At 73.3% G+C, this 20390-nt stretch carries 15 protein-coding genes and 1 riboswitch; of the genes, 8 read left to right on the top strand and 7 right to left on the bottom strand.

Features of this window, described 5'->3' with window-relative positions; translation table 11 throughout:
* Positions 1-161 precede the first annotated feature (161 nt).
* A complete protein-coding gene (locus tag ACGF12_RS12655; protein ID WP_393028299.1) occupies positions 162-725 on the top strand; it encodes an EF-hand domain-containing protein in 564 nt (187 codons plus the stop codon).
* Between the two features lie 68 nt (positions 726-793).
* On the opposite strand, the gene ACGF12_RS12650 is transcribed toward ACGF12_RS12655, so the two are convergent.
* Positions 794-2173 carry an MFS transporter gene (locus ACGF12_RS12650; protein ID WP_393028298.1) on the bottom strand — a complete coding sequence of 460 codons (1380 nt, stop codon included), beginning with the start codon at positions 2171-2173 and terminating at the stop codon, positions 794-796.
* 252 nt (positions 2174-2425) lie between these two features.
* The gene (locus ACGF12_RS12645; protein WP_393028297.1) at positions 2426-3448 is read right to left on the bottom strand and encodes an EamA family transporter; all 1023 of its coding nucleotides are present in this window, start codon (positions 3446-3448) and stop codon (positions 2426-2428) included.
* Positions 3449-3580: 132 nt separating this feature from the next.
* Here ACGF12_RS12645 and ACGF12_RS12640 point away from each other — a divergent pair, with 132 nt between their 5' ends.
* The 5 genes from ACGF12_RS12640 (at position 3581) to ACGF12_RS12620 (ending at position 7592) form a co-directional block, all read left to right on the top strand.
* On the top strand, positions 3581-4024 hold the full coding sequence (locus ACGF12_RS12640; protein WP_393028296.1) for a gamma-glutamylcyclotransferase family protein: 444 nt from the start codon (positions 3581-3583) through the stop codon (positions 4022-4024).
* A gap of 255 nt (positions 4025-4279) precedes the next feature.
* A complete protein-coding gene (gene cbiE / locus ACGF12_RS12635) occupies positions 4280-5518 on the top strand; it encodes a precorrin-6y C5,15-methyltransferase (decarboxylating) subunit CbiE (protein ID WP_393028295.1) in 1239 nt (412 codons plus the stop codon).
* Positions 5515-6276 (top strand): precorrin-4 C(11)-methyltransferase, encoded by a 762-nt coding sequence (cobM, locus tag ACGF12_RS12630; protein WP_393028294.1) that lies wholly within the window; start codon positions 5515-5517, stop codon positions 6274-6276. Before cbiE ends, cobM begins: the two co-directional genes overlap by 4 nt.
* Positions 6273-7046, top strand: coding sequence for a cobalt-precorrin-6A reductase (locus tag ACGF12_RS12625; protein ID WP_393028293.1), 774 nt, complete (start codon positions 6273-6275; stop codon positions 7044-7046). Before cobM ends, ACGF12_RS12625 begins: the two co-directional genes overlap by 4 nt.
* A 42-nt stretch (positions 7047-7088) precedes the next feature.
* A complete protein-coding gene (locus ACGF12_RS12620; RefSeq protein WP_393028292.1) occupies positions 7089-7592 on the top strand; it encodes a DinB family protein in 504 nt (167 codons plus the stop codon).
* Positions 7593-7705: 113 nt separating this feature from the next.
* Here ACGF12_RS12620 and ACGF12_RS12615 read toward each other — a convergent pair whose 3' ends face one another.
* Both ACGF12_RS12615 and ACGF12_RS12610 read right to left on the bottom strand, forming a co-directional pair.
* Positions 7706-9235 carry a UDP-N-acetylglucosamine 1-carboxyvinyltransferase gene (locus tag ACGF12_RS12615; RefSeq protein ID WP_393028291.1) on the bottom strand — a complete coding sequence of 510 codons (1530 nt, stop codon included), beginning with the start codon at positions 9233-9235 and terminating at the stop codon, positions 7706-7708.
* A gap of 161 nt (positions 9236-9396) precedes the next feature.
* A complete protein-coding gene (locus ACGF12_RS12610; protein ID WP_393028290.1) occupies positions 9397-10590 on the bottom strand; it encodes a cobalt-precorrin-5B (C(1))-methyltransferase in 1194 nt (397 codons plus the stop codon).
* A 339-nt stretch (positions 10591-10929) separates the two neighbouring features.
* Here ACGF12_RS12610 and ACGF12_RS12605 point away from each other — a divergent pair, with 339 nt between their 5' ends.
* Entirely contained in the window at positions 10930-12669 is a 1740-nt protein-coding gene (locus tag ACGF12_RS12605; RefSeq protein WP_393028289.1) for a TIGR03767 family metallophosphoesterase, read from the top strand.
* Between the two features lie 152 nt (positions 12670-12821).
* Here the strand turns inward: ACGF12_RS12605 and ACGF12_RS12600 are convergent, their stop codons facing one another.
* Genes ACGF12_RS12600 through ACGF12_RS12590 form a run of 3 tightly spaced genes read right to left on the bottom strand, consistent with a single transcriptional unit; the run spans position 12822 to position 16218 of the window.
* Positions 12822-14339 carry a precorrin-2 C(20)-methyltransferase gene (locus tag ACGF12_RS12600; RefSeq protein ID WP_393028288.1) on the bottom strand — a complete coding sequence of 506 codons (1518 nt, stop codon included), beginning with the start codon at positions 14337-14339 and terminating at the stop codon, positions 12822-12824.
* Complete coding sequence (locus tag ACGF12_RS12595; RefSeq protein WP_393028287.1) at positions 14336-14962, bottom strand: precorrin-8X methylmutase; 627 nt, start codon at positions 14960-14962, stop codon at positions 14336-14338. The genes ACGF12_RS12600 and ACGF12_RS12595 overlap by 4 nt, the downstream gene beginning before the upstream one ends.
* On the bottom strand, positions 14959-16218 hold the full coding sequence (locus ACGF12_RS12590) for a cobalamin biosynthesis protein CobG (protein ID WP_393028286.1): 1260 nt from the start codon (positions 16216-16218) through the stop codon (positions 14959-14961). Before ACGF12_RS12590 ends, ACGF12_RS12595 begins: the two co-directional genes overlap by 4 nt.
* Before the next feature lie 280 nt (positions 16219-16498).
* Positions 16499-16584: riboswitch (cobalamin riboswitch) on the top strand.
* 154 nt (positions 16585-16738) lie between these two features.
* Between ACGF12_RS12590 and cobN the strand changes: the two genes are divergently transcribed.
* On the top strand, positions 16739-20350 hold the full coding sequence (cobN, locus tag ACGF12_RS12585; RefSeq protein WP_393028285.1) for a cobaltochelatase subunit CobN: 3612 nt from the start codon (positions 16739-16741) through the stop codon (positions 20348-20350).
* The last annotated feature ends 40 nt before the right edge of the window (positions 20351-20390 follow it).

Raw genomic sequence — 20390 nt, 5'->3', positions numbered from 1 at the left:
GAGCCGGGGTGACCAGGCAGGATGGCGATGCGCCGCCTTCGCCCGTGGTTCTCCTGCGCGAGGTTCGGCTGCGCGAGCGCGGCTCAAGGCGTTAGCGTGCTGGCGATGTGACATCGCCTGCACGCGGCCCTGAAGCTGCGGAAACCACCGGAGGGGGCACATTGTCGGACGACCTGCTCATCGCGAAGATCAATCACGGCTTCGATCACCTCGACGCCGACGGGGACGGTCTGCTCACCGAACGGGACCACGTGCTGATGGGCCACTCGGTGGCCCGCTCGCTCGGCCATCAGGAGGGCTCGGAGGCCGAGGCCGTTATCGTCCGCGCCTACCTGACGATCTGGCACGACCTGCACCTCGCCGGAAAGCCCACCGGGACGGAGACGATCACGCGCGAGCAGTTCATCGCCTCGACCGGCGCGCTCGCCGACGACCCGGAGGCCGCCCGGGAGATCCTGGGCGCGCTCGCCGAGGCCTTCCTCGCCGTGGCCGACGCCGACCGCAGCGGGACAGTGGACGCCGGCGAGTTCTTCGTCTTCCAGCGCGGCCACTTCGCCGGGCTCTGCCGGGACGACGCCGACGAGGCCTTCCGCCACCTCGACCTCGACGGGGACGGAACGCTGTCGGCGGCCGAGTTCACCAGCGCGATCCTCGAGTTCTGGACCAGCCGCGACCCGGAGGCGCCGGGGAACTGGTGGACGGGGAAGCCGCCGTACGCGTTCTGACCCGCTCCGACTCGTCCCGACCCGCACTGACCCGCACTGACCTACGGATGCCGACCGAGCCCCGACTGTCAGTCGACCGACTCGGGCCCGGTCGGCATCGCGCGCAGCGCCCGGACCTCGCGCGCGAGCAGCAGCGGCAGGCAGGAGAGCAGACCCGTCGCGCCCACCAGCCAGAGCGCCGGGCGCAGCCCGAGCCACGAGCCGAGCAGACCGCCCGCCAGCGCGCCGAGCGGCAGGGTGCCCCAGATGACGAACCGGACCGAGGCGTTCATCCGGGCCTGCAGGGCGGTCGGGGTGACAGCCTGCCGCAGGCTCACCTGGCCGATGTTGTAGACGGTGACGCCGCAGGCCAGGATCCCGGTCGCGAACACCACCGTGGCCGACGCGCGGCCGGGCGCGGCGGTGGCGAGGACCAGGACGGCGAGGCCGGGGAGGGACTTCGCGCCGATCAGGACCGGTCCGAGGCCGAAACGGCGGATCAGTCGACCGGTGGCCACGGCTCCGAGCAGGGCCCCGGCATTGCCGAGGGAGAGCGCCAGGCCGAGCGCGCCGGGTGACAGCCGCAGGTCGTGGACGGCGTACGCGGTCAGCAGGGCACTGAGCGCTCCTCCGAGGCTCGCCAGGTTGCCGATCGCGGTGGCGAGGGCGAGCGGGCGCAGGGTGCGGTGGGTGAGGACGAACCGCAGGCCCTCGGCGATCCGGGTGCGCATCCGGGACTCGGACTCGGGGGCCGCCCGGGGTTCGGTGTGGTCGTGGCCGTGGTCGTCGCCACGGCCGTGCTTGCGGTCCTGGTCGTGGTCCTGGTCGTGGTCCTGGTCGTCGTCGTGGCGGGTGCGGACCGAGCGGAGCAGCAGCGCCGAGAGCAGGTAGCTGACCGCGTCAGCGAGCAGGATCAGTGGGGCGGCGAGCAGTTGGAGCAGTAGCCCACCGAGGCTGGGGCCGGCGAGCTCCGCGGTCGAGCGGGAGAACTCCAGGCGGCTGTTGCCGTCCGCTGTCTGCGCGCGGGACACCACGCTCGGTAGCAGGGCCTGGTCGGCGATGTCGAAGAAGACGGTGAACACGCCGGTGACGAAGGCCACCGCGCACAGGAGCGGCACGCTCAGCGTATCCAGGGCGTACCCGAGCGGGAGGACACAGATCGCCACGGCGCGGCCGAGGTCCGCGACGACCATCACCCGGCGGCGGTCCCAGCGGTCGAGCAGGGCCCCGGCGGGCAGGCCGATCAGCAGGAACGGGACAGTCTCGGCGGCGGAGACCAGGCCGAGTTGGCCGGGGGTCGCGGAGAGGGTGGTGAGGGCGAGGACGGGGATCACGAAGAGGGTGATCTGGGTGCCGAACTGGCTGACGGTATGAGCCGACCAGAGAGCCAGGAAGGAGCGTTGGCGCCACACCGGGGACCTTGGCGCTTCGGCGGTTCGGGTGGTTCCGTCCTGTCTGGTCTCCAACACGGCGTGCCTCTCCCCCAGTTCGGTGCTCGTGCTTCGTGCGCGACGGTCCGGGTGATCGTAACTTCCCAACGATCGCGTGCCGTTGACTTCACGGGGGCTGGTCGGCGGCGGAGGCGTTCGCGCTCTCCTCGCCACGGCGGGTCGCGGTCCGGGGCGAGTCGTCCCGGTCAGCCGGCCGGGACGATCCGCTCGACGACGGTGTCGATCAGCGCGGGGAGACCGCCAGTGCCCAACACCGCGGGAACGTCGTCCTCACCTACGCGCGGACGTCGCCTTCGACGGACGCCCCGGCCGCCGGCTGACGCTCACCACCAGGCAGACGCCGGCCACCACGATCGCCCCGCCCGCCAGGGTCGGCCCGGTCAGCGGCTCGGCCAGCACCAGCCAGCCCAGCAGTACGGCGACCACCGGGTTCACGTACGCATAGGTGGCGACCAGGGTCAGCGGGGCCGAGCGCAGCAGCCAGGCGTACGCGGTGAAGGCGAGCAGCGAACCGAACAGCACCAGGTAGACGAGGGCCAGCCAGGACCGGCCGGAGACCGCCGAGAGGTCGAACCCGCGCTGCTCACCACGGACCAGTCCGATCAGCAGATCGCAGAAGCCGCCGGCCAGCATCTGGTACGCGCTCGCCGCGAGCACGTTGCCCGGCATCGGGATCTTCTTGCTCGCGAACGAGCCGGTCGCCCAGGTCAGCGTGGCGCAGATGATCAGGATCACGCCCAGCGGCTCGACGGACCCGCCGATCACAGGGGCGGACAGCACGCCGAGGCCGACCAGGCCGAGCAGCACCCCGACGAGCTCGGCCCGCTTCGGGCGCTCGCCACCGCCGAAGGCCGTCAGCACCACCATCCACAGCGGGACGGCGGCCACCAGCAGGGCAGCCAGGCCGGAGGGGACGGAGGTCTCGCCCAGCACCACCAGGCCGTTGCCCCCGGTCAGCAGCAGCACGCCGACCAGGGCGGCGGAGGCCAGCTGGCGCCCGCTCACCCGCAGACCGGCCGGGCCCTGGCGGACCAGCAGGTAGCCAACCAGCAGCAGGCCGGCGGTGAGGAAGCGGGCGGCGGCGGAGAGGAAGGAGGGCATCGTCTCCACAGCGATCCGGATCGCCAGGTAGGTCGAGCCCCAGACGACGTAGACCACTCCGAGAGCCAGCCAGACGGCGCCGCCGAGGCGGGCGGTCCGCTTGGCGGGGGTGTCGGGGGCGGCGGAGGTTACGGGGGTGTCGGGGGTGCTGCCAGGGGTGGTTGCCGGCTGGGAGGAGGCGGGCGATGTCATGTGTGTCCCCCTTGGACGCTGCTGGCCGAACATCCGACATGACAGCGCATGAGGGGCTCGCTGCGCCAGTGGGTATCACGGATCGGTCAGCAGGACGTACCGTGGGCGCTCCCCAGCAAGGAGGTCGAACCCGTGTCCGCGTCCGAGGTGGCCCCGCCGGTCGAGGAGGCCCTGCCGTTCTTCGTGTACGGCACGCTGCGCAGCGACGGCCGCAACCACGCCGTCCACCTGGCCGGGCGCTGTGCCGAGATCCGTCCGGCGGTGCTGGACGGCGCGGCGCTGCACGCTGGCCCGGGGTTCCCGTACGCGGTGCCCGACCCGACGCCCGGGCGGCGGGTCGTGGGCGAGCTGATCACCGTGCGGCCCGGCGCGTATGCCGGGGCGCTCGCGACGCTCGACGAGTTGGAGGAGTGCCGGACGGACGGGACGGGGTTGTACGTACGGCGGCGGCTGACGGTGCGGACGGCGGCGGGCGAGCTGCGGAAGGCCTGGGTGTACCTCGCCGGGCCGGCCGCCGAGGCGCGGCTGCGGGCGCGGCCGGCCCTGATCGGTTCGGGGGACTGGGCGGACAGGTGAGGGGGCGGGGGCCGGCAAGCGAGCGGGCGACGACTCGCGGCGGGATGGTCTGCGGCTGACGACTGACGACTGACAGCTTTCAGCGGACAGATTTCAGCGTTCAGAATCTGAAATCTGTTAGCTGAAAGCTGTTCGCCGCCAGCCGTCACCCCCGGCCGTGACCTCGCCGCAGACCGGCCGCAAACGGCCAGGTAGGCTGCCCCGGCTGGTGAGATCCACTACGCGCTGGCCCGCCGAACGACGAGGAGCCACCCGGTGCCCGAGCTGCCCCATCCGATCACCGTCGTCGGGATCGGGGCCGACGGCTGGCCCGGTCTGGCCGCCACCTCCCGCGCCGAACTGCAGTCCGCCGAGGTGGTCATCGGCGGCCCCCGGCAGCTGGAGCTGCTCCCCCTCGATGCGGTCACCGCCGAGCGCGTCCCGTGGCCGTCCCCGCTGCGCCCGGCCGTCCCCGGACTGCTCGCCGCCCACGCCGACCGCCGCGTCGCCGTCCTGGCCAGCGGCGACCCGATGTTCTACGGCATCGGCCGCACCCTCGCCGAGACCGTCGGAGCCCAGCGGCTGCGCGTGCTGCCGCACCCCTCCTCCGTCTCCTACGCCTGCGCCCGGCTCGGCTGGCCACTGGAGGCCACCGAGGTGATCAGCCTGGTCGGCCGCCCTCTGGACACCCTCGCGCTCGCCCTCCACCCGGGCCGCCGCCTGCTGGTGCTCAGCGCAGACGCCGCCACCCCGGCCGCCGTCGCCGCGCTGCTCACCGAGCGCGGGTACGGCACCGCCCGCCTGAGCGTCCTCGAACAGCTCGGCTCCCTCGCCGAGCGCCGGCTCGACGGCCCCGCCGACGGCTGGCCGCACCCGGCCGGCGACCCGTTGAACGTCATCGCGGTCGAACTCGGCGACGGCCCCCGCAGCTCCCTCGTCCCCGGCCTGCCCGACGCCGCGTACGAGAGCGACGGCCAGCTCACCAAGCGGCACGTGCGCGCCGCCACCCTCGCCACGCTCGCCCCGTCGCCCGGCGAGCTGCTCTGGGACGTCGGCGGCGGCTCCGGCTCGATCGCCGTGGAGTGGCTGCGCGCCCACCGCGACTGCCAGGCCGTCAGCATCGAACGCGACGCCGTCCGGGCCGAGCGCATCGCCCGCAACGCCGCCGCGCTGGGCGTCCCCCGGCTGCGCGTGGTGACCGGCCCCGCCCCGGCCGCGCTCGCCGAACTCCCCGCCCCCGACGCCGTGTTCATCGGCGGCGGCCTCACCGCGCCCGGCCTGCTGGACAGTTGCTGGGCCGCGCTGCGCCCCGGCGGCCGGCTGGTCGCCAACACCGTGACCCTGGAGTCCGAGGCGCTGCTCACCGAGTGGTACCGGCGTCACGGCGGGGAGCTCGTCAAACTCGCCGTCGCCCACGCCGTCCCGGTGGGCGGCTTCACCGGGTGGCGGCAGGCCATGCCGGTCACCCAGTGGTCCGCCGTCAAGCCCAACCCCCCTCAGGAGGACGCCTCGTGACCGTCTACTTCATCGGAGCCGGCCCGGGCGCCGCCGACCTGATCACCCTGCGCGGCCAGCGCATCCTGGCCCGCGCCGAGGTCTGCCTCTACGCCGGCAGCCTGGTCCCGCGCGAGCTGCTGGACGAGTGCCCGCCCGGTGCCCGGCTGATCGACACCGCACAGCTCAACCTGGACCAGATCGTCGCCGAGCTGGTCGCCGCGCACCGGGCCGGCCAGGACGTGGCCCGGCTGCACTCCGGCGACCCGTCCGTCTTCTCGGCCGTCGCCGAGCAGATGCGCCGCCTGGACGCGGTCGGCGTCCCGTACGAGGTGGTCCCCGGCGTGCCCGCCTTCGCCGCCGCCGCGGCCGCGCTGAAGCGGGAGTTGACCGTACCGACCGTCGGCCAGACCGTGATCCTCACCCGGATCGCCAAGCGCGCCACCCCCATGCCCGAGGGCGAGGACCTCGCCACCCTGGGCCGCAGCGGCGCCCTGCTGGTGCTGCACCTGGCCGCCGGGTACGTGGACGACGTGGTCGAGCAGTTGCTCCCCCACTACGGCGCCGACTGCCCGACCGCGGTGGTCGCGATGGCCAGCCGCCCCGACGAGCTGGTGCTGCGCGGCACGCTCGCCGACATCGCCGAGCAGGTCAAGGCGGCGGGCGTGGTCCGCACCGCCGTCATCATCGTCGGCCGGACGCTCGCCGCCGAGCAGTTCCGTGACAGCCACCTCTACTCGGCGGACCGCGAGCGCCCGCACGAGCCCTGCGGCGCATGATCCGGCACGTCCTGATCCTCGGCGGGACCACCGAGGGCCGGGCGCTGGCCGCCGCCCTCGTCCCGTCCGCGCGCAGGGTCACCAGCTCATTGGCCGGCCGGGTCGCCCAACCCCGGCTGCCCGCCGGGGAGGTACGGATCGGCGGCTTCGGCGGCCCGGACGGACTGGCCGCCTGGCTGCGCGCCGAAGGGGTGGACGCCGCGGTCGACGCCACCCACCCCTTCGCCGCCGGGATCTCGGACAATGCCGCCCTCGCGGCGGCGGCCACCGGCGTGCCGCTGCTGGTGCTGCGCCGCCCCGGCTTCACGCCCGTCGACGGCGACCGTTGGCACCCCGTCAACTCACTCGCGGCGGCCGCCGAACTGCTGCCGGGCCTCGGGCAGCGCGTCTTCCTCACCAGCGGCCGCCAGGGCATCGGCGCCTTCGCCCACCTCGACGGGATCCACTTCCTCGCCCGGTCGGTGGACCCGCCCGAGCCACCGCTGCCGCCCTCGCTCGAAGTCCTGCTGGACCGCGGCCCGTTCACCCTCGACGGCGAGCGGGCTCTGCTGCGCCAGCACCGCATCGACGTCCTGGTCACCAAGGACAGCGGCGGCGCCGCGACCGCGCCGAAACTCACCGCCGCACGCGAACTCGGCCTGCCCGTGGTCGTGGTGGAACGCCCGCCGGTGCCGGGGGGCGTACCGGTCGCCGAGGACGTCGAGGGGGCGCTGAACTGGCTGGAACAGCTCGACTCCGACTCGGCGCCCACGCCGGTGTCCAGCGAGTGAAATTGCCGGGTGGCCGGACCGGCCACCCGGCACGATGGCCCGATGAGCGATGACCAGCGCGCCACCACCCTGCGCACCGCCGACGAACGGGCCACCCTGACCAGCTTCCTGGACCACCAGCGCGACACCCTCGCGATGAAGTGCGCCGGCCTCAGCACCGAACAGCTGCGCACCCGCGTGCTGGAACCCTCCGGGCTCTCGCTGCTCGGGCTCGTCCGCCACCTCGCCGAGGTGGAGCGCAGCTGGTTCCGCAACGTCCTCGACAACGAGGCCAGGCACGGTTTCTGGAAGCACCCCGACGGCACCTTCGCCGAGTTCGACGTCGAGACCGCCGACCCCGAGGAGGCCTTCGCGATCTGGCGCCGGGAGTGCGACCACGCCCGGGAACTCGTCGCCGCCGCGGAGTCGTTGGACGTCCTGGGCCACTACGGCGAGGAGGTCTTCTCGCTGCGCTGGATCCTCACCCACATGATCGAGGAGTACGCCCGCCACAACGGCCACGCCGACCTCCTGCGCGAGCACCTCGACGGCTCCACCGGCGAGTAACGCACCGAAGCCGGAGCGGGAGCGGGTGGGCCACTACCTGAACTCCGGGTTGGACGTCGCCGCGCTGCTGGCCGGCCTCAACGGGTGAGGCCGGCCCGTGCGATGGCGATCTGTCAGATGTCGCGGAAGGTCTCGATCTGGGCGCCGATCGAGTTGAGGCGCTCGGCGAGGTCCTCGTAACCGCGGTTGATGACGTAGACGTTGCGCAGGACGGAGGTGCCCTGGGCGGCGAGCATCGCCAGCAGGATGACCACGGCCGGGCGCAGCGCGGGCGGGCACATCATCTCGGCGGCGCGCCAGCGGGTGGGGCCCTGGACCAGCACGCGGTGCGGGTCGAGGAGCTTGACGTCCGCGCCGAGCCGGGTCAGCTCGGTGAGGTAGATCGCGCGGTTGTCGTAGACCCAGTCGTGGATCATCGTGGTGCCGTGCGCGGCCGCGGCGATGGCGGCGAAGAACGGCACGTTGTCGATGTTGATGCCGGGGAACGGCATCGGGTGGATGGTGTCGATCGGCGCGGTCAGCTTGGACGGGCGCACGGTGAGGTCGACCAGGCGGGTGTGGCCGTTGTGGGCCGGGTACTCGGGGGTCCGGTCGTAGTCGAGGCCCATGCCCTCCAGCACCGCGAGCTCGATCTCCAGGAACTCGATCGGCACCCGGCGGATCGTCAGCTCGGAGGAGGTGACCACGGCGGCGGCGAGCAGGCTCATCGCCTCCACCGGGTCCTCGGCCGGGGTGTAGTCGACGTCGCAGGTGATCTGCGGGACGCCGTGGACGGTGAGGGTGGTGGTGCCGATGCCCTCGATCCTGACGCCCAGCTTCTCCAGGAAGAAGCAGAGGTCCTGGACCATGTAGTTGGGCGAGGCGTTGCGGATGACGCTCACGCCGTCGTGCCGCGCGGCGGCCAGCAGGGCATTCTCGGTAACGGTGTCACCGCGCTCGGTCAGCACGATCGGGCGGTCCAGCGGGACGCCGGGCTCGACCGAGGCGTGGTAGGCGCCGCCGGTGGTGGCGACCTCCAGGCCGAAGCGGCGCAGCGCGGTCAGGTGCGGCTGGACGGTGCGGGTGCCGAGGTCGCAGCCGCCCGCGTACGGGATGGCGAAGCGCTCGGCGCGGTGCATCAGCGGGCCGAGGAACATCAGCACACTGCGGGTGCGACGGGCGGCCTCGACGTCCATCGCGGCGAGGTCGAGCTCGGCCGGCGGGGTGAGTTCGAGGTCGCGGCCCTCGTTGATCCAGCGGCTCTTGACGCCGATGCTGGTGAGCACCTCAAGGATGCGGTAGACCTCTTCGATCCGGGCGACGCTGCGGATCGTGGTGCGGCCGGTGGTCAGCAGCGAGGCGCAGAGGATCGCCACGCAGGCGTTCTTGCTGCTGCGGACGTCGATCGCGCCGGAGAGCTGGGTGCCGCCGGTGACCCGCAGGTGCATCGGGCCGGAGTAGCCGAGGGAGACGATCTCACTGTTGAGGGCATCGCCGATGCGCGCGATCATCTCAAGGCTGACGTTCTGCTTGCCCTGTTCGATGCGGTTGACCGCGCTCTGGCTGGTGCCGAGCGCCTCTCCGAGCTGCGCCTGGGACCAGCCGCGATGCTGGCGCGCGGTACGGATGAGGGTGCCGATACGGGTGAGGTAGTCGCCTGTCATTCGGCAGACCATATCTCATGGTTGAGATCGCGACAGAATCAAGGCCGGGCGTGACGCTACTTTTGTCCGCTTCTCCCCCCGTATGAGTGTCAGATCTTCACATCACCGCGCGAAATTGCTGAGCTTCTGCTGCGCCGGCGCTGCGCTCAACTCGACACCGTTCAGGGCCCGAACGGTTCCGCCCGGCCGACGATGGTGCCCGCGCGGTCGATGCAGATGACGTCCACAGCGACCGATGAGCCCCGCAGCACGTCCAGAGCCGTCGCCCGGGCCGCCTCGGCGACCAGGTCCCCGAGCGGCACCCCCGCCGCCCGGCACAGTTGCACCGCCTCCAGTCCGGTGTTGGCCGCCGCCACCGCCTCGGCCAGCGCCTCGTCCGCCCCACCACGCCGGGCCAGTTCGGCCAGGTAGCCCTTGTCCACCTGGGAGCGCGCCGAGTGCAGGTCCAGGTGGCCGTAGGCGAGCTTGGACAGCTTGGCGAAGCCGCCAGCGATGGTCAGCCGGGGCACCGGGTGGCGCTTGAGGTACTTGAGGACGGCCCCGGCGAAGTCGCCCATGTCGAGCAGCGCGTCCTCGGGCAGTCCGTGCACCGCGACGGCGACCTTCTCCGAAGTCGAACCGGTGCAGCCCGCCACGTGGGTGCGCCCGGCCGCCCGGGCCACATCCACGCCGCGCCGGATCGAGTCGATCCAGGCCGAGCAGGAGTAGGGGACGACGATCCCGGTGGTGCCGAGGATGGACAGGCCGCCGAGGATGCCCAGGCGCGGGTTCCAGGTCGAGCGGGCGATCTCCTCACCGTGGTCGACGGAGACCTCGACCACCACGTCCCCGCTACCGCCGTGCGCCGCCGCCACCTCGGCCACGGCGTCCCGGATCATCTGCCGGGGCACCGGGTTGATCGCGGGCTCGCCGACCGGCAGCGGCAGGCCCGCCTTGGTGACCGTCCCGACCCCGGGACCGGCCCGGAACACCACTCCGGCGCCGGGTTCACCGGCCCGTACGGTCGCGCGGATCAGCGCGCCGTGGGTGACGTCGGGGTCGTCGCCGGCGTCCTTGACCACCCCGGCCATGGCGCTGACCGGCCCGGCTCCCGACCCGGCCAGCGCGTCGACTCCCGACCCGGTCAGGTCCCCGGACCCCGACCCGGTCAGCTCCTCGGCAGCGAGGGCGAAGGCGGGTCGGTGGCCCTTGGGGAGGGTGATGGTCACCGGGTCCGGGAACTCGCCGGTGAGCAGCGCGGTGTAGGCGGCCTTGGCGGCGGCGGTGGCGCAGGCGCCCGTCGTCCAGCCGTGGCGCAGACCGCTGCTCTTCAGCTGGCCGGCCCGGCCTCCCGCCCCGGCTCCCGCTGCGGCCACCTGCGCCTCACTTCCGAACGTCCGAGCGTCGGACCGCGCTCGCGCGCCGTCCCGCTTGCCTCGGCGGCCGCACCCGGCCGTCGCCGCCGATTTTCCCCCATCCGTCCCGCGCCGCCCCGACCGGGGTGGCGGTCCGCGCCCGGACCGGGCCACCGCGCGCGAGCTGCGGAGGTGGTGCTGTCCCGCGTTCCCGAAGAGTTCTCCGCACGGGTCTAACACCCGGGGCCTACCGGTGGGTAATCTGTCGCTCCGCCAGAAGCGGGTTCATGACACTCAGGTCCGGCGGACGGGACGCTTGCCCGGCCGGGCCATCAGCATGTGGGGGTTTTTGTGGCAGGGATGAGACGTCGTACGTTCCTCACGGGTACGTCGGTGGCCGCCGCCTGGTCGGCCCTGTCTCTGGGCGGCGCCCAGTTCGCCTCGGCCGCGGCGCGCGATCAGGCGCTGGCGACCACGGCCGCGCGGGCGGTCAAGGTGACCGGCACCACCCTGGAGCAGGTGGCCACTCCGGTCGGCACCGGCTCCTACAAGCGGCTGACGGCCGGACCGGGCTGGCCGCTGATGGTGCGCGGGGACCTCGCGGCGCCCGGCGCCGGGCGGGACGACCGCCGCACCGGGCTGGCCAGCTTCGTCCAGTTCAGCGATCTGCACCTGGTGGACACCGAGTCCCCGGTGCGTTTCGAGTTCCTGGCCAAGAGCAACGGCAGTGCCTACCGGCCGCAGGAGACCCTGAACGCCCGCGGGGTGTCGGCCCTCGTCGAGCGGGTCAACTCGCTCGACGGCGGCCCCTACACCGGCATGCCGTTCAGCATGGTGATGGCCACCGGTGACAACACCGACAACCACGAGCTGGCCGAGCTCGACTGGTACCTCACGGTCATGGGCGGCGGGCGGATGGCCCAGAACACCGGTGACCTCAGCCGCTACGAGGGCGTGCAGAACTCCGGCAACTCCGCCTTCTGGAACCCCGAACTCGCCTACAACGACAGCTACAAGGCGAAGGGCTTCCCGCAGATACCCGGCTTCCTCACCGCCGCCGGCCGACCCTTCGACGCACCGGGTCTGCACACCCCCTGGTACACCACGGTCGGCAACCACGACGACAGCATCGAGGGCACGCTGCCCGACTTCGGGCTGCTGAACGACCTCTACACCGGCGAGTACAAGCTGGAGGGCTGCGACGACGCGACCGCGGCCCAGCTGATGGACTCGCTGCGCCGCGACCCGGCGGGCGCCGTGCTGCTGCTCGCCAAGCTCCTCGCCAGCGGGGAGGCGGTGCGCCGGGTGACCCCGGACGAGCGCCGGCACCCGTTCACACTCAAGGAGTTCGCCAAGGCCCACCTCAACCCGGCCGTCACCGGCGCGGGTCCGTACGGGCACGGCTTCACCTCGGACATGGTGAGCAGCGGCAAGCTCTACTACACCTTCCGGATCTCGGAGAAGGTGGTCGGCATCAGCCTGGACACCACCAACCAGGCCGGGTTCGCCGACGGCTCCCTGGGCACCACTCAACTGCGCTGGCTGGAGCAGCAGTTGAAGGCGCACAGCGGGCACTGGTACGACACCAACGGGAACCGGGTGACGGGCGGCAGCACCGACGACGTGATCCTGGTCTTCAGCCACCACACCAGCGGCTCGATGGGCAACCTGCTGCCGGACCCGCGCAACATCTTCGAGAAGCGGCACGACGGCAACGAACTGGTCGCCCTGCTGCAGCGCTACCCGAACGTGGTCGCGTGGGTGAACGGGCACACCCACATGAACAAGATCACGGCGCACGGCCACCCGGTGCCGGAGCGGGCGTTCTGGGAGATCAACACCGCCTCGCACATCGACTACCCGCAGCACGGGCGCATCATCGAGATCGCGGACAACGGGGACGGCACGCTCTCCCTGTTCACCACGCTGATCGAGTCCTCCGCGCCGTACGGGACGGACTTCGGCAGCACCTCGGACGCCAATCTCGCGGCGCTGTACCGCGAGCTGTCGTACAACGACCCCAACGGGAGGGTCTCGGCGCTGCTGGGCTCCGGGGAGGACCACAACACCGAGCTGCTGATCACCAAGCCGACTCGGTGACGCACGCGGCAGCAGGAGCTGGCAGCTGCCAGGTGACGGCTGCCAGGTAAAGGCGAACAGAAGACAGATGACAGCTAACAGATAACGAAATCTGTTAGCTGTCATCTGTCAGTCGTGCGTCGCAGGCGGCGGGCGCCGTCAGCGGCCCGCCGTCACGCCTCCGGGTACCGCCGAGGCGTCCAGACGACCTCCACGCCGCCGCCCCGCTCGACCGCCTGGGTCTGCGAGGAGCCGATCAGCAGGATCGTCCGCATGTCGACCAGCGCCGGGTCCAGCTCGCCCAGCCGCACGATCCGGATCCGCTCGGTCGGCCCGCCGACGTCGCGCGCCATCACCACCGGGGTCTCCGGCGCACGGTACTCCAGCAGCAGGTCCCGGGCCAGGCCGACCTGGGTGGTGCGGGACTTCGAGCCCGGGTTGTACAGCGCGAGCACCAGGTCCGCCTCGGCGGCGGCGCGCAGCCGCTTCGCCACCACCTCCCAGGGCTTGAGCCGGTCCGACAGCGAGACCGTCGCGTAGTCGTGTCCCAGCGGGGCCCCCGCCCGGGAGGCGGCCGCGTGCGCGGCGGTCATCCCGGGGAGCACCCGCACCGGCACGTCCCGGTACACCTCCTCGCAGGCGACCTCCAGCACCGCGGTGGCCATCGCGAAGACGCCCGGGTCGCCCGAGGAGACCACCGCGACCCGGTGCCCGCGCCGGGCGAGCTCCAGGGCGAACTCGGCGCGCTCCGACTCCACCTTGTTGTCCGAGCCGTGCCGCCGCTGCCCCGGCCGCTCCGGCACCCGGTCCAGGTAGGTGGTGTAGCCGACCAGGTCGGTGGCCTCGGCCAGCGCACCGCGCGCCTCGGGGGTGAGCCAGAGCGGCCCGGCCGGCCCGGTGCCGACCACGGTCACGCTGCCCGTGCCGTCCGACAGCCGCACGGTGGGCTCCAGTGGCGCGACCCTGCTCGGCAGCACCGCCACCGAGAAGTACGGGACGGTCTCGGCGTCGACCTCCGCGAGCGGCGCGACGCGCTCCCCGGCCATGAAGGCGCGCTCGACGTACTGGGCGTCCTCGAGTCGCCCGGCCCGCTCCAGCGCCCGCCGGACGGTCGGGAAGGTGCGCCCCAGCTTCATGATCACGGCGGAGTCGGCGGCGGCGATCCGCGCCGTCAGTTCCTCCTCGGGCAGGGTGCCCGGGATGACGGTGAGCGTCTCCTCGGCCTCGGTCAGCGGCTGACCGAGCCGGGCCGCCGCCGCGCTGACCGAGGTCACGCCGGGCACCACCTCGGTCGGGTAGCGGTGTGCGAGCCGCTTGTGCATGTGCTGGTACGAGCCGTAGAACAGCGGGTCGCCCTCGGCGAGGACCACCACGTCGCGTCCGGCGTCCAGGTGGGCGGCCAGTCGGGCGGCGGCCTCCTCGTAGAACTCGTCCAGCGCGCCCCGGTAACCGCCCGGGTGGTCGGTGGTCTCGACGGTGAGCGGGTAGACCAGCTTCTCCTCGATCTGACCACCCACCAGATAGCGCTCGGCGATCGAGCGCGCGATGGAGCGGCCGTGCCGGGCGCTGTGGTACGCCACCACGTCGGCCTTGCCGATGAGTTCGGCGGCGCGGACGGTCACCAGCGAAGGGTCCCCAGGGCCGAGGCCGACACCGTACAGTCGACCGACAGTGGCCTGTTGTTCCGTCACTCTTCTTCGCTCGCAATCGCGTTGACAGCCGCAGCAGCGATCGCGCTGCCGCCGCGTCGACCACGCACCACCAGGTGCTCCAGGCCGGACGGGTGCTCGGCGAGGGCCTGCTTGGACTCGGCGGCGCCGATGAAGCCGACCGGGACACCGATCACCGCGGCCGGGCGGGGCGCACCCGCCTCGATCATCTCCAGCAGCCGGAACAGCGAGGTCGGCGCGTTGCCGACGGCGACCACCGCGCCCTCCAGCCGGGGCAGCCACAGCTCCATGGCGGCCGCGCTGCGGGTGTTGCCCATCTTCCGGGCGAGTTCGGGCACCGACGGGTCGGTGAGGGTGCAGATCACCTCGTTGTCGGCGGGCAGCCGCTTGCGGGTGACGCCGCTGGCGACCATGTTGACGTCGCAGAGGATGGGCGCACCGGCGTGCAGCGCCGCGCGCGCCGAGGCGATCACGCCGGGCGAGTACACCAGGTCCTCGACCAGGTCGACCATTCCGCAGGCGTGGATCATCCGCACCGCGACCTGGGAGACGTCCGCCGGGAGGGCGGCCAGATCGGCCTCCGCGCGGATGGTGGCAAAGGACTGGCGGTAGATGGACGCGCCGTCCTTCTCGTACTCGATCACTTCGTGGTCCTCCTGGCCTCGGCGACCGCCTCGGCCATCTGCTCGTTCCTCACGTCCACGGAAGTGCCCGCGGTCGTCGCCGGCCCGTTGACCGTCACCCGGTAGCCGTGCCCCGTGGCGAGCACGTCCACCCACCGCCCGGCCGGGTGGCCGCAGCGTCGCTCACAGCCGGACCAGTGCACTGGCAGTCCGCCCGGCCCGGGCTCCCCCGGCCCGGCCTCCGACGCCCGCGCGGCGTCCGACTCCAACGCCTGCGCGGCGTCCGCGCGGACGTCGGCCAGCGACTTGGCGCAGCCCGGCAGCCCGGTGCAGGCGGTGGCCCGCTCCCAGGCCGAGCCGGGCGCGGTACGGAAGCCGGCGGCTTCGAGCGCGGGCAGCCGGTCGGCCGGGGCGCCGGGCAGCACCGCGCCGCGCCAGGGGGTCAGCCGCAGCTCGCCGACGGAGGCGGCGACCAGCGCGCGCCACTGCGCGGTGCTCGCCCGCCCGAAGCGCATGCCCACCGAGAGCCCGCCAGGCAGCGCGCCGACGACGGGCGCCGCGCCGGTGGCGGCGGGCAGCGGCCGCGTGCCGGCCGGCAGCAACTCGGGCACCTCGCGCAGGTGCCAGGCCTTGCGGCCGCTGGTGCGCAGCGCGTCCAGGAAGGTGCGGGCGGCGTCCAGGACGGCCGTCACCTCCTGCCCGGGCTCGACCGGGTGTCCGGCGGCGGCGCGCCCCAGGCGCAGCACGGCGGGCCCGTCCGAAGCTGCGATCAATGTCACATCGGCGTCGAGCGCGGCGACGTCGCCCCGCCCGTCGTCCAGCGCGAACAGGAACTTGCCGGAGAGTGCGGCCGCCCAGTCGCTCGCGCACAGCCGCGCGTCCAGTTCCCGCACCCAGGCCTGCACATCGGCCGAGTCGGCCGGGCCCAGCCCCGCCAGCGGCGAGGCGACGATGTTGCGCACCCGCTCGTGGGTGTCCGAGGGCAGCAGGCCGACGGCGCGCAGCCGGTCGGCGAGTTCGGCGCCGCAGTCCGGGGCCAGGCCGCGGAGTTGGACGTTACCGCGCGAGGTGGTCTCCAACTCCCCGTCGCCCAGGGCCTCGGCGGCCTCGGCCAGGGCCAGCGCCTGACGGTCCGTCAGCAGGCCGCCGGGCAGGCGGACCCGGGCGAGGGCGCCGTCGTCGGCCGGGTGCAGACGAAGTGCCCCGGGGCAGGCGTCGGCGCGCCCCCGGTCGGGCACGGCGGCGCCCGGCGCGGTGGCGTCGGGTGTCGGTGGCATGGCGGCGAGCATACAGATGATCCGATCGGTTGCCTCCGTCCGCTGCATCACACCCGGCGCCACCCGGAGGCACGCGCGGCGTCACCCCACAACGCTCCCGGCTCACGCACCGGCCCCGCGCCCGATCACGCGCCGGGCCGTTCCCCAGGCCCCGCGCCCGCCCGTACGCCACCCCCGTGCCGAACGTGGTGGAACTCGCCCTCCCCCAGGTCAGCCGCACCCCGTACGATGCTGCCGGGCGGTCCCAGCGGACCGTCCGCACGCCAGCGACGGCGCAGGGGAGGAAACCGGTGCAAGCCCGGTGCGGTCCCGCCACTGTGACCGCGGCTCACCGGGAGACCGGTCGGCCGCGGGAGCCAGGAACTCCCGCCGTCCTCCACCGGCCCGGGGCGCGGACCCCGAGGAAGGCAGTAATGCACCCCCGCTGTCGCATGCCCGCGCCCGTGTCCCCGGCCACCACCGCGGCCATCCTGGCCACCCCGGCCACCCCGGCCACCGACGAGGCCGGGAGGGCCTTCGCATGATTCTGCTGCTGTCGACGTCCGACACCGACCTGCTCAGTGCCCGCGCTTCGAACGGCTCCGTCCCGTACCGGCTCGGCAACCCGGCCCGGCTGTCCCCCGAGGACCTGCCCGCGCTGCTGGAGGACACCGAACTCGTGGTGGTCCGCCTGCTCGGCGGGCGGCGCGCCTGGCAGGAGGGCCTGGACGCGCTGTTGGCCGGCCCCCGCCCGGTGGTCGTGCTGACCGGTGAACAGGCTCCCGACGCCCAGCTGATGGAGCTGTCCACCGTCCCGGCCGGCATCGCCGCCGAGGCGCACGCCTACCTCGCCCACGGCGGCGCGGCCAACCTGGCCGAGCTGGGCGCCTTCCTCTCCGACACCGTGCTGCTGACCGGCCACGGCTTCGCCCCGCCCGCCTCCGCCCCGGCGTGGGGTCCGCTGGAGCGCGAGGCTCGCGGCAACGACGGCCCGACGGTGGCGGTGCTCTACTACCGCGCCCACCACATGAGCGGCAACACCGCGTTCGTGGAGACGCTCTGCCAGGCGATCGAGGACCGGGGCGCCCGGGCCAGGGCCTACTACTGCGCCTCGCTGCGCGGCGCCGAGCCCGAACTGCTGGCCGCGCTCGGCGAGGCCGACGCGATCGTCACCACCGTGCTGGCCGCCGGCGGCACCCGCCCCGCCGACGCCCAGGCCGGCGGCGACGAGGAGGCCTGGGACGCCGGCGCGCTCGCCGCCCTGGACCGCCCGATCCTTCAGGCTCTCTGCCTCACCTGGTCGCGCGCCCAGTGGGAGGCCAGCGACGACGGCCTCTCCCCGCTGGACACCGCCACCCAGATCGCGGTACCGGAGTTCGACGGCCGCCTGATCACCGTCCCGTTCTCCTTCAAGGAGCTGGACGAGGACGGCCTGACCGTCTACGCCGCCGACCCGGAGCGCGCCGCCCGCGTTGCCGGCACCGCCGTCCGGCACGCTCTGCTGCGCCACACCCCGGCCGCCGAGCGCCGCCTCGCGCTGGTGCTGTCCGCCTACCCGACCAAGCACGCCCGGGTCGGCAACGCCGTCGGCCTGGACACCCCGGCCAGCGCGGTCCGCCTGCTGGACCGGCTGCGCGCGGAGGGCATGGACCTCGGGGACGACCTCCCCGCGTTCGACGACGGCGAGGGCAGCCACGAGGGCGATGCGCTGATCCACGCCCTGATCGCCGCCGGCGGCTACGACCAGGACTGGCTGACCGAGGACCAGCTGGCCCGCAACCCGGTCCGCATCCCCGCCGCCGACTACCGCCGCTGGTACGCCACACTCCCCCAGGCCCTGCGCGAGCAGGTCGAGGAGCACTGGGGCCCGGCCCCCGGCGAGCTGTACGTCGACCGCTCGCAGAACCCGGACGGCGACATCGTGCTGGCCGCGATCCGCTCCGGCAACCTGCTGGTACTGATCCAGCCGCCACGCGGCTTCGGCGAGAACCCGGTCGCCATCTACCACGACCCCGACCTGCCGCCGAGCCACCACTACCTGGCCGCCTACCGCTGGATCGAGGCCGCGCAGGAGGACGGCGGCTTCGGCGCCCACGCCGTCATCCACCTCGGCAAGCACGGCAACCTGGAGTGGCTGCCCGGCAAGACCGCCGCGCTGTCCGCCGAGTGCGGCCCGGACGCCGTCCTCGGCGACCTGCCGCTGATCTACCCCTTCCTGGTCAACGACCCGGGCGAGGGCACCCAGGCCAAGCGCCGCGCCCACGCCACCCTGGTCGACCACCTGGTGCCGCCGATGGCCCGCGCCGACTCCTACGGCGACATCGCCCGACTGGAGCAGCTGCTCGACGAGCACTCCAACATCGCCGCGATGGACCCGGCCAAGCTGCCCGCGATCCGCGCCCAGATCTGGACCCTGATCCAGGCCGCCAAGCTGGACCACGACCTCGGCCTCGACGAGCGCCCCGAGGACGACGGCTTCGACGACTTCCTCCTGCACGTCGACGGCTGGCTCTGCGAGGTCAAGGACGCCCAGATCCGCGACGGTCTGCACGTCCTCGGCCAGGCCCCGGCCGGCACCGACCGGGTCAACATCGTGCTCGCCATCCTGCGTGCCCGGCAGATCTGGGGCGGCGTCAGCGCGCTGCCCGGTCTGCGCGAGGCGCTCGGCCTGGACGAGGCCGCACTCACCCTCGGTGCCACCGACGCGGCCGAGGCACAGGCCCGCGCCCTGGTCGAGGCGATGGAGGCGCAGGACTGGGCGCCCGAGGCGGTGGAGAAGGTCGCCGCCGGGCTGCCGGAGGCCGTCCGCGAGGTGCTGAACTTCGCCGCCACCCAGGTGGTGCCGCGCCTGGCAGCCACCACCGACGAGCTGGACGCCGTACTGCACGCGCTCCAGGGCGGCTTCGTTCCGGCCGGACCGTCCGGCTCGCCGCTGCGCGGCCTGGTCAACGTGCTGCCGACCGGCCGCAACTTCTACTCCGTCGACCCGAAGGCCGTCCCCAGCAAGCTCGCCTGGGAGACCGGCCAGGCGCTCGCCGCCTCGCTGATCGAGCGCTACCGGGCCGACAACGACGGCGCCTACCCGCCCTCGGTCGGGCTCTCGCTCTGGGGCACCAGTGCGATGCGCACCGCCGGTGACGACATCGCCGAGGCCTTCGCCCTGCTCGGCGTCCGACCGGTCTGGGACGACGCCTCGCGCCGGGTCACCGGCCTGGAGCCGATCCCGCTGGACGAACTGGGCCGCCCGCGCATCGACGTCACGCTGCGCATCTCCGGCTTCTTCCGGGACGCGTTCCCGCACGTGGTCGCCCTGCTGGACGACGCGGTGCGCCTGGCCGCCGCCCAGGAGGAGGCCGACGCGGACAACTTCGTCCGGGCCCACGTGCAGGCCGACCTCGCGGTGCACGGCGACGAGCGCAAGGCCACCGTCCGCGTCTTCGGCTCCCGCCCGGGCACCTACGGCGCGGGCCTGCTCCAGCTGATCGACAGCCGGGACTGGCGCACCGACGCCGACCTGGCCGAGGTGTACACGGTCTGGGGCGGCTACGCGTACGGCCGCGGGCTGGACGGGCGCCCGGCGCGCGAGGAGATGGAGACCGCGTACAAGCGGATCACCGTCGCCGCGAAGAACACCGACACCCGCGAGCACGACATCGCGGACTCGGACGACTACTTCCAGTACCACGGCGGCATGGTGGCCACCGTCCGCGCCCTCACCGGCAAGGCACCGACCGCCTACATCGGCGACTCGACCCGCCCGGAGACGGTCCGCACCCGCACCCTGACCGAGGAGGCCGCCCGCGTCTTCCGCGCCCGGGTGGTCAACCCGCGCTGGATCGAGGCGATGCGCCGCCACGGCTACAAGGGCGCCTTCGAGATGGCCGCGACGGTCGACTACCTGTTCGGCTACGACGCCACGACGGGCGTGGTCGCGGACTGGATGTACGAGAAGCTGACCCAGGAGTACGTCCTCGACCCGGTCAACCGGGAGTTCCTGGCCGGTGCCAATCCGTGGGCACTGCACGGGATCAGCGAGCGCCTGCTGGAGGCGGCCAGCCGCGGACTGTGGGAGCAGCCGGACCCGGAGCTGATCCAGCAGCTGCAGGCCGCGTTCCTGGAGACCGAGGGCGACCTGGAGGGCGGCGAGGGCTGATCTGCCGAGTGGCATGAAGCCACCGTGTTCGAAACGTGGC

This window comes from Kitasatospora sp. NPDC048296 (genome assembly GCF_043201815.1).
Lineage (GTDB): Bacteria > Actinomycetota > Actinomycetes > Streptomycetales > Streptomycetaceae > Kitasatospora.
The sequence above is the reverse complement of the archived record's forward strand: the minus strand, read 5'-3'. Positions and strand labels throughout refer to the sequence as shown.

What these genes read in the sequence shown, in the direction of transcription:
- ACGF12_RS12645 (WP_393028297.1), bottom strand. Translation starts at nt 3,448, where the DNA reads ATGACATCGCCCGCCTCCTCCCAGCCGGCAACCACCCCTGGCAGCACC.
- ACGF12_RS12625 (WP_393028293.1), top strand. Translation starts at nt 6,273, where the DNA reads ATGATCCGGCACGTCCTGATCCTCGGCGGGACCACCGAGGGCCGGGCG.
- ACGF12_RS12620 (WP_393028292.1), top strand. Translation starts at nt 7,089, where the DNA reads ATGAGCGATGACCAGCGCGCCACCACCCTGCGCACCGCCGACGAACGG.
- ACGF12_RS12615 (WP_393028291.1), bottom strand. Translation starts at nt 9,235, where the DNA reads ATGACAGGCGACTACCTCACCCGTATCGGCACCCTCATCCGTACCGCG.
- ACGF12_RS12605 (WP_393028289.1), top strand. Translation starts at nt 10,930, where the DNA reads ATGAGACGTCGTACGTTCCTCACGGGTACGTCGGTGGCCGCCGCCTGG.
- ACGF12_RS12590 (WP_393028286.1), bottom strand. Translation starts at nt 16,218, where the DNA reads ATGCCACCGACACCCGACGCCACCGCGCCGGGCGCCGCCGTGCCCGAC.
- cobN (WP_393028285.1), top strand. Translation starts at nt 16,739, where the DNA reads ATGATTCTGCTGCTGTCGACGTCCGACACCGACCTGCTCAGTGCCCGC.